This window comes from Rhizobium mongolense USDA 1844 (genome assembly GCF_000419765.1).
GTDB classification, from domain to species: Bacteria; Pseudomonadota; Alphaproteobacteria; order Rhizobiales; family Rhizobiaceae; genus Rhizobium; species Rhizobium mongolense.
The window spans coordinates 47,787-59,300 of record NZ_ATTQ01000027.1 but is presented as its reverse complement, the minus strand read 5'-3'; the positions used below and the strand labels follow the sequence as shown (position 1 = coordinate 59,300).

The 11,514-nt window shown below is 60.8% G+C and carries 12 protein-coding genes and 1 pseudogene; 11 read left to right on the top strand and 2 right to left on the bottom strand.

Translation table 11 applies throughout. The annotated features are described in order from the left end of the window. Nucleotides 1–740, bottom strand: a 740-nt coding sequence (gene groEL / locus A3C3_RS0132070; RefSeq protein ID WP_022718644.1) for a chaperonin GroEL, incomplete at its 3' end; no start/stop codon positions are given. Between the two features lie 48 nt (nt 741–788). Then, nucleotides 789–1,103 carry a co-chaperone GroES gene (gene groES / locus A3C3_RS0132065; protein WP_028740181.1) on the bottom strand — a complete coding sequence of 105 codons (315 nt, stop codon included), beginning with the start codon at nt 1,101–1,103 and terminating at the stop codon, nt 789–791. A 345-nt stretch (nt 1,104–1,448) separates the two neighbouring features. Between groES and A3C3_RS0132060 the strand changes: the two genes are divergently transcribed. From A3C3_RS0132060 to A3C3_RS0132005, 11 genes and pseudogenes are all read left to right on the top strand, one after another. Continuing rightward, nucleotides 1,449–1,955 (top strand): Hsp20/alpha crystallin family protein, encoded by a 507-nt coding sequence (locus tag A3C3_RS0132060; protein WP_022718642.1) that lies wholly within the window; start codon nt 1,449–1,451, stop codon nt 1,953–1,955. Nucleotides 1,956–2,201: 246 nt separating this feature from the next. After that, nucleotides 2,202–2,387 (top strand): hypothetical protein, encoded by a 186-nt coding sequence (locus A3C3_RS0132055; protein WP_028740180.1) that lies wholly within the window; start codon nt 2,202–2,204, stop codon nt 2,385–2,387. Between the two features lie 199 nt (nt 2,388–2,586). Then, complete coding sequence (locus A3C3_RS0132050) at nt 2,587–3,618, top strand: hydroxyacid dehydrogenase (protein WP_022718640.1); 1,032 nt, start codon at nt 2,587–2,589, stop codon at nt 3,616–3,618. Between the two features lie 55 nt (nt 3,619–3,673). Continuing rightward, nucleotides 3,674–3,841, top strand: a pseudogene (locus A3C3_RS45625) (hydroxyacid dehydrogenase); the annotation flags it as partial. Nucleotides 3,842–4,166: 325 nt separating this feature from the next. Continuing rightward, nucleotides 4,167–5,330, top strand: coding sequence for an isovaleryl-CoA dehydrogenase (locus A3C3_RS0132035; protein WP_022718637.1), 1,164 nt, complete (start codon nt 4,167–4,169; stop codon nt 5,328–5,330). Then, complete coding sequence (locus A3C3_RS0132030) at nt 5,327–6,934, top strand: carboxyl transferase domain-containing protein (protein WP_022718636.1); 1,608 nt, start codon at nt 5,327–5,329, stop codon at nt 6,932–6,934. The genes A3C3_RS0132035 and A3C3_RS0132030 overlap by 4 nt, the downstream gene beginning before the upstream one ends. A 7-nt stretch (nt 6,935–6,941) precedes the next feature. Continuing rightward, nucleotides 6,942–8,921: an acetyl/propionyl/methylcrotonyl-CoA carboxylase subunit alpha gene (locus tag A3C3_RS0132025; RefSeq protein ID WP_022718635.1), complete on the top strand. Its 1,980-nt coding sequence runs from the start codon at nt 6,942–6,944 to the stop codon at nt 8,919–8,921. After that, on the top strand, nt 8,921–9,790 hold the full coding sequence (locus A3C3_RS0132020; protein ID WP_022718634.1) for a hydroxymethylglutaryl-CoA lyase: 870 nt from the start codon (nt 8,921–8,923) through the stop codon (nt 9,788–9,790). Before A3C3_RS0132025 ends, A3C3_RS0132020 begins: the two co-directional genes overlap by 1 nt. Continuing rightward, nucleotides 9,790–10,578 carry a crotonase/enoyl-CoA hydratase family protein gene (locus A3C3_RS0132015; RefSeq protein ID WP_022718633.1) on the top strand — a complete coding sequence of 263 codons (789 nt, stop codon included), beginning with the start codon at nt 9,790–9,792 and terminating at the stop codon, nt 10,576–10,578. The genes A3C3_RS0132020 and A3C3_RS0132015 overlap by 1 nt, the downstream gene beginning before the upstream one ends. Before the next feature lie 62 nt (nt 10,579–10,640). Beyond that, on the top strand, nt 10,641–11,012 hold the full coding sequence (locus tag A3C3_RS0132010) for an MbcA/ParS/Xre antitoxin family protein (protein ID WP_022718632.1): 372 nt from the start codon (nt 10,641–10,643) through the stop codon (nt 11,010–11,012). 8 nt (nt 11,013–11,020) lie between these two features. Further along, on the top strand, nt 11,021–11,512 hold the full coding sequence (locus tag A3C3_RS0132005; RefSeq protein ID WP_022718631.1) for an RES family NAD+ phosphorylase: 492 nt from the start codon (nt 11,021–11,023) through the stop codon (nt 11,510–11,512). The last annotated feature ends 2 nt before the right edge of the window (nt 11,513–11,514 follow it).

Genomic DNA, 11,514 nt, shown 5'->3' with positions numbered 1-11,514 from the left:
AGCGGCTTGCCCGATTGCACGACGGCTTCGAGAACCGGAAGCATCGACTGCAGGTTCGAGAGCTTCTTCTCGTGGATGAGAACATAGGGATCCTCGAGCTCGACCCGCATCTTGTCCTGATTGGTAACGAAGTACGGTGACAGGTAGCCGCGGTCAAACTGCATGCCTTCGACGACTTCGAGTTCGGTTTCGGCGGTCTTGGCTTCTTCGACGGTGATGACGCCTTCATTGCCGACCTTCTGCATGGCTTCAGCAAGGAAACTGCCGATTTCGGCATCCCCGTTGGCGGAGATCGATCCGACCTGGGCGATTTCGGCATTATTGGAGATCTTGCGGGCTTTGTTCTTCAGTTCCTTGACGACGGCATCGACAGCAAGATCGATACCCCGCTTCAGGTCCATCGGGTTCATGCCGGCAGCAACGGCCTTGGCGCCTTCGCGAACGATCGCCTGGGCAAGAACGGTCGCCGTCGTCGTGCCGTCGCCGGCAACGTCGCTGGTCTTCGACGCGACTTCGCGCAGCATCTGCGCGCCCATGTTTTCGAACTTGTCCTCAAGTTCGATTTCCTTAGCAACCGAAACACCGTCCTTGGTGATGCGCGGCGCGCCGAAGGACTTGTCGATCACGACGTTACGGCCCTTCGGACCGAGCGTCACCTTCACCGCGTTGGCAAGCACGTCGACTCCGCGCAGCATGCGGTCACGCGCGTCGCCGTGGAATTTGACTTCTTTAGCAGCCATGTCTTCACTCCTCCATTGGTAGCCGGCTGGCGTTAGCTGAAGGGCGCCTCAAGCGGCCTTCTTGCCGGACGCCGGAACCTCGATGATGCCCATTACGTCGCTTTCCTTCATGATCAGCAGATCTTCGCCGTTGATCTTGATCTCGGTGCCGGACCATTTGCCGAACAGGATACGGTCGCCCGCCTTGACGTCGAGCGGCTGGATCTGGCCGGCGTCATTGCGCGCGCCGGGGCCGACGGCGATGACTTCGCCTTCCTGCGGCTTTTCCTTAGCGGTGTCGGGAATGATGATGCCGCCTTTGGTCCTTTCTTCGGACTCAACACGGCGGACGAGAATGCGATCATGAAGCGGTCGGAACGTCATGTCTTCCTCCATGGACAAACGATGATGATCACTTATCACGCTCCCGGACCAGTTGACCAATCCGGGCGGCTGCCGAGCCTTCCTGACCGCTCGGCGGGAAAAAATCTGCTACCGATTTTTTCGAATTTCAAGAGGGCGACTGCAAAAAATTAGCACTCTTGCCAGGAGAGTGCTAACGCGCCGGAACGGAAGCTTCGCCATCAGCGTTTAATCCATGATGCGACGCAGGCAGTTCTGCGCAGTGTCAAGTGTGTTCGAAGAGTGACTCATGCAGTCGCCTGATACCCGCCAGGGCAAAGGCGAGAGCGCCGGATGACCTGGCGCGTTGAAAACATGGAGGCTTAGATGAGCGTTCGTGATCTCATTCCCTGGGGCCGCAGCAACAGCCCGGTCCCGACAGGCTACGCAGGCAGAGACCAGCATCCGTTCCTTGCGCTTCATCGCGAGATGAACAGGTTGTTCGATGATGTTTTCCGCGGCGTCGAAGGCCATTTTCCGACTGTCGGGTCCGGTTTCATGTTCGAAACGGCCTGGCCGAAGATCGAAGTCTCGGAGACCGACAAGGACATCCGTATCGTCGCAGAAATCCCAGGAATGGACGAGGAGGATATCGAACTTTTGATCGACAATGGCATCCTGACGATCCGCGGTGAAAAGCGGGCCGACAGCGAGGATAAGGACCGGCAATTCTCCGAGCGGTTCTATGGCCGCTTCGAGCGCCGTCTGTCCCTCAATAACGAGGTGCAGGAAGACAAGGTCGACGCTTCGTTCAAAAACGGCGTCTTGACGATCACCCTGCCACGCTCCGAAACGGCGCAGTCGACCGCCAAGCGCATTAGGATCAACAGCTAGGCCGCCGAACACCGTCTTGTTCTCTTCGCCTCGGCCTCTCGACGATGGCCGATGCTGCGCGCGAAACGGACTTTGAGCGAGCGCCCCGATGATATCGTCGGCAATCGCTCGCGAGTGAGGCCGCAGGGCTCACTTCAGCCGTGGTCCGTGAAAGGACGCTGGAAATCGCCGTGGATCGGAGCGTCGCCGGGTTGACTTTATCGACAAATGAGAACATAAAGGGAACAAATGGTAACGGAGATGCTCATGACGCACGCAGAACTCGTTATACAGAATGCCTTGGCCTTTGTTGCTGCATCGCGCTCGGCGCGCGAGCGCGATCTGGAACGCCGTGAAAAGCTGCTCGAGCGGATCCAGTTGATGAGACCGCCGAACCGATATCTCGTTAAGACGCGCGGCGGCGAGCAACTCAAACTTGACCTCGATCACTGAGGCGTCTGCCACAGGCAGAGGGTGTTGCCTGCGCCTGATATGCTATAGACCTTCTCGAAACCGCGCGCTCGTCAGGGCGGCGACCACAACGCGCCCTTGAAATGGCGTCCCGAAACTTCGGGGCTGACCTCCGAACGAATGCGGGTTGCTCTAGGATAAGTTATGCAGGCAGCCCTGAAGTGCTGCGGGAGGAGAAGAGATGGCATATGACGAGCGGCCGCTGGCGATCAGCGCACCGGAACCGCGCACGCTCGATCTGATCTTTACCGACGAGGCGCGAAAACAGTTGCACGCCAGATATCAGATCATCGAGGCCGATCCGGAGGATATCGCCGGGCTCGGCGATGGTGTTCTCGGCAAGGCGCGTTACATCATCGGCCAGCCGCCTTTGTCGGCCGGGACCTTGGCGCGCATGCCCGAACTACGCTGCGTGCTGAACGTCGAAAGCAATCTCATCAACAATATGCCTTATGAAATCCTCTTCCAGCGCGGCATTCACGTCGTCACAACGGGACAGGTCTTTGCCGAACCCGTGGCGGAGATCGGTCTGGGTTTTGCACTTTCGCTCGCGCGCGGCATCGTCGACCAGGACTTGGCTTTTCGTAAAGGCAGAGAGCTTTGGGGCGGAGAGGGCAATACAAGTTCCCGGCTGATTGCAGGCTCCGAGATCGGCATCATCGGCTTCGGCGACCTCGGCAAGGCACTCCGGCGCGTGCTTTGCGGTTTTCGGGCGAAGATCCGGGTCTTCGATCCCTGGCTGCCGCGCTCCATCCTGGAGGAGAACGGCGTCGAAGCGGCGAGCCTAAGAGAGGTGCTAACCGAGAGCGATTTCGTTTTTGTCGTTGCGGCGGTGACCAGTGAGAACAAGCAATTCCTTAATGCTGAGGCTTTTGCCAGCATGCGGCCCGGCTCGGCGTTCATCCTGCTCAGTCGGGCCGATGTCGTCGATTTCGATGCACTGATGGCCGCCGTCGCATCAGGCCATATCGTTGCGGCAAGCGACGTATATCCGGAAGAGCCGCTGCCGCTTAACCATCCGGTGCGCAGTTTGAAAGGGTTCATCCGCTCAGCCCATCGTGCCGGTGCACTCGACAGTGCCTTCAAGAAGATGGGCGACATGGTGTTGGAGGACATGGACCTGATGGACCGCGGTTTGCCGCCGATGCGGTGCAAGCGGGCCGAGCGTGAGACCGTTTCGCGCATGCGCTCGAAGGGCGTGAAGATCAATTGATCAGGAATGTGCGGTCGCGCGTGCAAACAGCGCCGGCTGCGGGCCGGCTGCTTGCCGCTCAGCCCATCGTGCCGGTGCACTCGACAGTGCCTTCAAGAAGATGGGCGACATGGTGTTGGAGGACATGGACCTGATGGACCGCGGTTTGCCGCCGATGCGGTGCAAGCGGGCCGAGCGTGAGACCGTTTCGCGCATGCGCTCGAAGGGCGTGAAGATCAATTGATCAGGAATGTGCGGTCGCGCGTGCAAACAGCGCCGGCTGCGGGCCGGCTGCTTGCCGCATCACAATCGCGGCGGCAGATGGTTCAATAACCGCCGATCAAGCACCTTTATGAAAATATCGCGAGCCTGGCCGTTCGCTTTTCGATTGATGCGCAACGGCAGCATTTTTGGTGGGGAAATTCTGCGGATCGGGTGCTATCGTTCTGACATGGACTGATGAAGCGGAGGAGCAATGCTTCCAGTATCATGGATCAACACTGCGACCTCGGAGGAGAGCAGATGCCGGTGACGATGCGGCGCGATCGACGGCTAAGGGGAGAGGCCGGATGTATTCAGGTGGGTTGAATTTCGCACTCGGCGACGAGATCGAAGCCTTGCGCGAAAGTGTCAGGCGGTTTGCGAGTGGACGCATTGCACCGCTGGCGGCCGAGACCGATCGCAGTAACAATTTTCCAGCACCGCTCTGGCGGGAGATGGGAGATATGGGCCTGCTCGGCATCACGGCGGACGACGCTTATGGCGGTGCGGGTCTCGGTTATCTCGCCCATTGCGTCGCCATGGAGGAGATCAGCCGCGCCTCGGCCTCGGTCGGCTTGAGCTATGGGGCGCATTCCAACCTGTGCGTCAATCAGATCAACCGCAACGGCAATGACGCGCAAAAGAGCCGCTATCTGCCCAAGCTTATCTCGGGCGAACATGTCGGCGCACTCGCTATGTCGGAGCCGGATGCCGGTTCGGATGTCGTTTCGATGAAGCTCAAGGCCGAAAAGCGCGGCGACCGATATCTCCTGAACGGCAACAAGATGTGGATCACCAACGGCCCGGATGCCGATCTTCTCGTGGTCTATGCCAAGACCGACCCTGAGGCCGGACCGCGCGGCATCACGGCATTCCTTGTCGAGAAGACCTTCCAGGGGTTTGCGACAGGCCAGAAACTCGACAAGCTCGGAATGCGGGGTTCGAACACTTGCGAGCTGATCTTTCGAGATTGCGAAGTGCCCGAGGAGAACGTGCTGGGCGCAATCGGCGACGGCGTGAAGATACTGATGTCAGGCCTGGATTACGAACGCGTGGTGCTTTCTGCCGGTCCCCTCGGCATCATGGCGGCTTGCGTGGATCTTGTTCTGCCCTATCTGCATGAACGCAAGCAGTTCGGCCGGGCGATCGGCGAATTCCAGTTGATGCAGGCCAAGCTCGCCGACATGTATGTGACGCTGAATACGGCGCGCGCCTATGTCTATGCCGTGGCGGCGGCCTGCGACCGCGGCGAGACGACCCGCAAGGACGCTGCAGGTTGCATTCTTTATGCAGCGGAAAAGGCAACTGGCATGGCGCTCGAAGCGATCCAGGCGCTTGGCGGCAATGGCTACACCAATGATTATGCCGCAGGGCGGCTCTTGAGGGACGCCAAGCTCTACGAGATCGGCGCCGGAACCTCCGAAATCCGGCGAATGCTGATCGGACGCGAGCTCTTTGCGGAGACGGCATGACCGTACTCAAATCTCAGATCGCGATCAATTCTGAAACCTTCAGGGCCAATCAGGCGGCCATGCAGGAGGCTATCAGGCTTATTGAGGACGTCGCGCGATCGGCCCAGAACGGCGGCGGGACGGCGGCACGCGAGCGGCATGTGGGTCGCGGCAAGATGCTGCCGCGCGACAGGGTCATGGGATTGATCGACCCGGCAACACCGTTTCTGGAAATTGCCGCGACAGCTGCTTACGGCATGTACGGCGATGAGGCGCCGGCTGCCGGGCTGATCACGGGAATCGGCCGCGTCGCAGGTCGCGAATGCATGATCGTCTGCAACGATGCGACGGTCAAAGGCGGCACTTACTATCCGATGACGGTGAAGAAGCACCTAAGGGCGCAGGAGATCGCAGCGGCGAACAACCTACCCTGCATCTATTTGGTTGATTCCGGCGGCGCCAATCTGCCCAACCAGGACGAGGTCTTTCCCGATCGTGATCACTTCGGCCGGATCTTCTTCAACCAGGCCAATATGTCGGCGGCCGGAATCCCCCAGATTGCCGTGGTGATGGGCTCTTGCACGGCAGGTGGCGCCTATGTCCCTGCCATGTCTGACGAAGCCATCATCGTGGAAGGGCAGGGAACGATCTTCCTCGCGGGGCCGCCGCTTGTCAAAGCGGCGACGGGCGAGGTGGTCTCCGCCGAAGAGCTCGGCGGCGGCGACGTGCACACGCGCCTTTCTGGCGTTGCCGACTATCTGGCGCGCGACGATGCCCATGCCCTGGCGCTGACACGCCGCGCCGTTGCCTCGCTGAACCGGCAAAAAGCACATACGGTCGAGCTTCGCCAGGCAGAGCCGCCGCACTACGATCCGGAGGAAATCGCCGGTATCGTGCCCGCCGACCTTCGCACGCCCTACGAGGTCCGCGAGGTCATCGCCCGCATCGTCGACGGTTCGCGTTTTGACGAGTTCAAGGCGCGCTACGGCGCCACGCTCGTCTGCGGCTTTGCGCATATCCATGGCATCCCTGTCGGGATCCTTGCCAACAACGGCGTCCTGTTTTCTGAATCTGCGGTCAAGGGCGCACATTTTGTCGAGCTCTGCTCGCAACGGAAAATCCCGCTGGTCTTTTTGCAGAACATCACCGGCTTCATGGTTGGGCGCAAATACGAGACGGAAGGTATCGCCAAGCATGGCGCCAAACTGGTCACGGCTGTGGCAACCACCAAGGTACCGAAGATCACCATGCTGATCGGCGGCTCCTTCGGCGCCGGGAATTACGGCATGGCGGGCCGCGCCTTTTCGCCGCGCTTCCTCTGGACCTGGCCGAACAGCAGGATTTCCGTAATGGGCGGCGAGCAGGCGGCAGGCGTGCTTGCGACCGTTCGCAGCGAAGCACTGATCCGCGCCGGAACGCCCTGGAGTGCAGAAGACGAGGCGGCCTTCAAAAAGCCGGTTCTCGATCTCTTCGAAGGCCAGAGCCATCCCCTCTATGCCTCCGCCCGCCTTTGGGACGACGGCATCATCTGTCCTGCAAAGAGCCGCGATGTGCTCGGCCTGTCGCTGTCAGCGGCGCTGAATGCGCCGATCGAGGACACGCGCTTCGGCCTGTTTAGGATGTGAGGCTGCGATGTTTGGAAAGATCCTGATTGCGAACCGTGGTGAAATCGCCTGCCGTATCATTCGTACCGCCCGCCGCCTGGGCGTGCGCACAGCCACGGTCTACTCCGATGCCGACAGCGGCGCGCTGCACGCCGAGCTTGCTGACGAAGCGATCCGCATCGGGGGTGCGGCGGCCCATGAAAGTTATCTCTCGATCGAGCGTGTCATCGAATCGGCCAAGCGGGCTGGCGCCGATGCGATCCATCCGGGCTATGGCTTTCTTTCGGAAAACGCCGAGTTCGCCGAGGCTGTCGAGGCGGCGGGAATAGTCTTCATTGGTCCGCAGCCAATGGCGATCCGGGCAATGGGCCGCAAGGATGCCGCCAAGGCCCTGATGGAAAGCGCCGGCGTTCCAATCGTGCCCGGCTATCACGGCGACGACCAAGATCCGGACCTTTTGGCGGGCAAGGCATCCGAGATCGGCTTCCCCGTTCTTATCAAGGCGCGCGCGGGCGGCGGCGGTAAGGGCATGCGCCGAGTCGACCGGGCCGAAGAGCTTCCATCTGCCCTGGAGGCGGCAAAGCGCGAGGCGAAGGCGGCATTCGGCGATGATGCCGTTCTTATCGAAAAATACCTGCTTCGACCGCGTCACATCGAGGTACAGGTTTTCGGAGACCGGCACGGCAATGTCGTCCATCTTTACGAGCGCGATTGTTCACTCCAGCGGCGCCACCAGAAGGTCATCGAGGAAGCGCCGGCTCCGGGCATGACCGCCGAGGTGCGTCGCGCCATGGGCGAAGCGGCCGTGCGCGCTGCGCGGGCGATCGATTATCGCGGCGCCGGGACCGTGGAGTTCATCGCCGATGTCTCGAAGGGATTGCGGCCGGACCGCTTCTTCTTCATGGAAATGAACACGCGTCTGCAGGTCGAGCATCCGGTAACGGAGGCGATTACGGGCGTTGATCTTGTCGAATGGCAATTGCGGGTGGCAGCCGGTGAGCCGCTTCCGAAAAAACAATCCGAGCTGAAGATCGACGGCTGGGCCTTCGAGGCGCGCATTTACGCGGAGGACGCGGCAAGGGGCTTTTTGCCCGCCACGGGCGTGATCGACGAGATGCGGTTCCCAAAGGACGGCGTGCGGATCGATGCGGGCGTCAGGACGGGCGATCGGATTTCTGCCCATTACGATCCGCTGATCGCCAAGATGATCGTGCATGGCGCGGATCGCTCCGATGCGCTTGGGGTGTTAACGCGGGCACTGCAGGCATCCCACATCGCCGGGACGGTGAGCAATATCGGCTTTCTCACCAACTTGAGCCGTCAGGAGGAGTTTGTCTCCGGCCACCCGGACACTGGTCTGATCGAGCGCAATCTTGAGACCCTGACCGCAATTCCAGCTGCCGAAGACACGGTGATTGCGCTTGCGGCGGTGCTGTCGCTGGAGGGAAAGAGCCACGGCAGCGATCCGTGGGACACGCTCGGCCATTGGCAGCTCTGGGGCGAAATGCAGCGTAAAGTGACGTTGGAACATGCAGGCAGTCTTGCAAGTCTGTGCGTCGTCGCCCGAGGCTTCGGTATGTTCGCGGTCCATGACGGCCGCCGGGTGATTCCCATTAAGATCGTCAGCCGCCATGCCGACCATTTGCAAGTGGAGACCGATGGCAGACAGGTTTCTGTCGAGGTGGAGCGCGGGACGCATCGGTTGTGCCTGCGGCTTGACGGCATTTCGCACCTCTTTGCGCTGCCCGATCCGCTGGACGGTACTGCCTCAGAAGCGGAGGTCGGCGATCGCCTGATCGCGCCGATGCCAGGCTTCGTCAAGATCGTGCGGGCAAGCGAAGGTGCGACCGTCTTGAAGGGCGCACCGCTGATCGTCATGGAGGCCATGAAAATGGAGCTGACGCTGACCGCCGCGCGAGACGCCATCGTGGAAAGCGTTCACGCGAGTGAGGGGCAGCAGGTTTCCGAGGGCGCCGTCCTCGTCACCCTGAAGGCTGGAGAGGCATGATGACGGCTTCACACCAGCAACATGTTTCCATCGTCGAGATGGCACCGCGTGACGGTCTGCAAAATGAGGAACACTTCATCGGGACGGCAGACAAGATTGCTCTTGTCGATATGCTCTCCGATTGCGGCTACGAGCGCATCGAGGTGACAAGTTTCGTCAGTCCGAAATGGGTGCCGCAGCTTGTCGACGCAGCCGAAGTGATGGCCGGAATTCGCCGCGTACCTGGCGTGCGGTATGCCGTCCTCACCCCCAACATGAAGGGCTTTGAGGCGGCACTTTCGGCACGGGCGGACGAGATCGCGATCTTTGCTGCTGCTTCCGAAAGCTTCTCGCAGCATAATATCAATTGCTCGATTGCCGAGAGCATCGAGCGTTTCCGCCCCGTCGCGCAGGCAAGCAGAGCGCACGGCATTCCACTGCGCGGCTATGTCAGCTGTGTCGTCGAATGCCCCTATGAAGGGGCCGTACCGCCGGCCAATGCCGCGAAGGTCGTAGCATTACTGAGGGAACTTGGATGCTATGAGGTCAGCCTTGGCGATACGATCGGCCGCGGGACACCGGAAGCCGTGGCGAGGATGCTCGCCGCCGTGCTTGACGAGGCGCCTGCCACAATGCTTGCCGGCCATTTCCACGACACCTCAGGCCGTGCGCTCGAAAATATCGACGTTGCGCTCGACCATGGGCTTCGCGTCTTCGATGCCTCGATCGGCGGGCTCGGAGGCTGTCCTTACGCACCGGGTGCAAAGGGCAATGTCGACACCATGGCCGTCACGCAGCATCTCGCGGCAAGAGGTTTTTCGACAGGGCTTGCGCAAGACAAGCTGCGGCAGACAGCCGCCTTTGCCCGTGAGCTGAGGAGTAAGTCGTGATGCCTGAAACGCTTCACATCGATATCGACGCCCGCGGCCTTGCGCGGCTGACGCTTGCGCGCCCCGAAAAGCACAACGCGATCTCGCCCCAGATGATGGATGAACTGACCGCCGCATCAAAGGCTCTCGGGGCAGATCGCAGCGTTCGGGTTATCGTGCTTGCCGCGCAGGGGACAAGCTTCTGCGCGGGCGGCGATCTCGGCTGGATGCGCGCGCAGTTTGAGGCGGGGCGGGCTGAGCGGATTTCCGAGGCAAGGCGGCTTGCCACCATGTTCCGTGCATTGAATGATCTTCCGCAGCCAGTGATCGCCCGTGTTCAGGGCAATGCCTTTGGGGGCGGTGTCGGCCTTCTCAGTGTTTGCGATCTTGTGATCGCCGCTGAAAGCAGCCGTTTCGGGCTGACCGAAGTTCGGCTCGGCATCATCCCGGCAACGATCAGTCCTTTCGTCGTCGCGCGGATCGGCGAAGGAGTTGCCCGGCCCCTCATCATGTCCGGTAAACTGATCAGCGCATCGGAGGCAAAGGGGGCCGGGCTGGTCGCGCAGGTTGTACCCGCGGTGGATCTAGATGCGGCAGTCGAGGCCGAAGTCGGGCATTTCCTGAAGGCGTCGCCTGATGCAGTGGCAAGAGCCAAGACACTTGCGCGCTCGCTCGGTATGCCGATCACGGACGCGGTCATCGAAAGTGTCATCGAGCAATTAGCCGACACTTGGGAAACGGAAGAGGCGCGCGAAGGCATTGTCGCCTTTTTCGAACGACGGGAGCCATCCTGGCGAAGTGATGCTTGAATTGAGCGCACTTTGAGCATACTTTGATTGAGTATTGATCAAAATATGCGAGGAAATCCATCATGGCAGCCACAGGCCTCAGCAATGTCGCTGCCCGCTTCGGCGATGAACATTCGTCGTTTCTATCGGCCCGGCGCGTCGCCGAGCAACTCGGCGTAACGCTCTCCGAGCTGGCCCGGCTGATCGGGGTTGCGCGCAATACGCTGGCGGCGAAATCGAGCGCCCGTAAAGTGGATAGTGCGCTGAGCAACGTCGTCCGCATCCTTGCGATGGCAAGCGAAATGGCCGGCGACGATAACCGCGCGGTCATATGGTTCAAGCATCAGCCGATCCCCGGCTGGGGCGGCAAGACGGCGTTTGATCTTGTCGGTGAAGGCAGGTCCGACCGGGTTCTCGCCTATCTCGAGGCCGTCCGCTCCGGCGTCTATGCCTGAGACCGGACGTGCATCTGTGGCGCGCCTTCGTTCCACGATGGGCCCATGCGCCGCTTTCTGGCGAGGGCGCCAGCCGTTTTGGTGGCCGGTGGAATCCGGTGGGTGCCCCGACCATCTATGCGGCCTGCGAACTGTCCACGGCCTGGGCCGAATATAACCAGGGCTTTGTCCAGCATCCGGCGATGATCGTGCAACTGGAACTCAAAGGGGCGCGCCTCGCCGACACGACAGACCAGGTGCTTCTTCGAAAGTTTGACGTTACTGCGGACATCCATCGTTGCGAATGGCGCATGCTGATGGATGAAAGCAAGGTGCCTGCACCCCACCAGTTGCGCGAACGACTGATTGCGTCGCGATATCATGGCGTGATCTATCCATCCTTCATGTCGCTCGGCGGCACATGCGTCGCGCTGTGGGAATGGAATATGCCGGATGCACCGGAGCTTCGCGCAATCGATCCAGAGGGCCGACTGCCCAAATCACCGGCCTCCTGGTTGTAGAT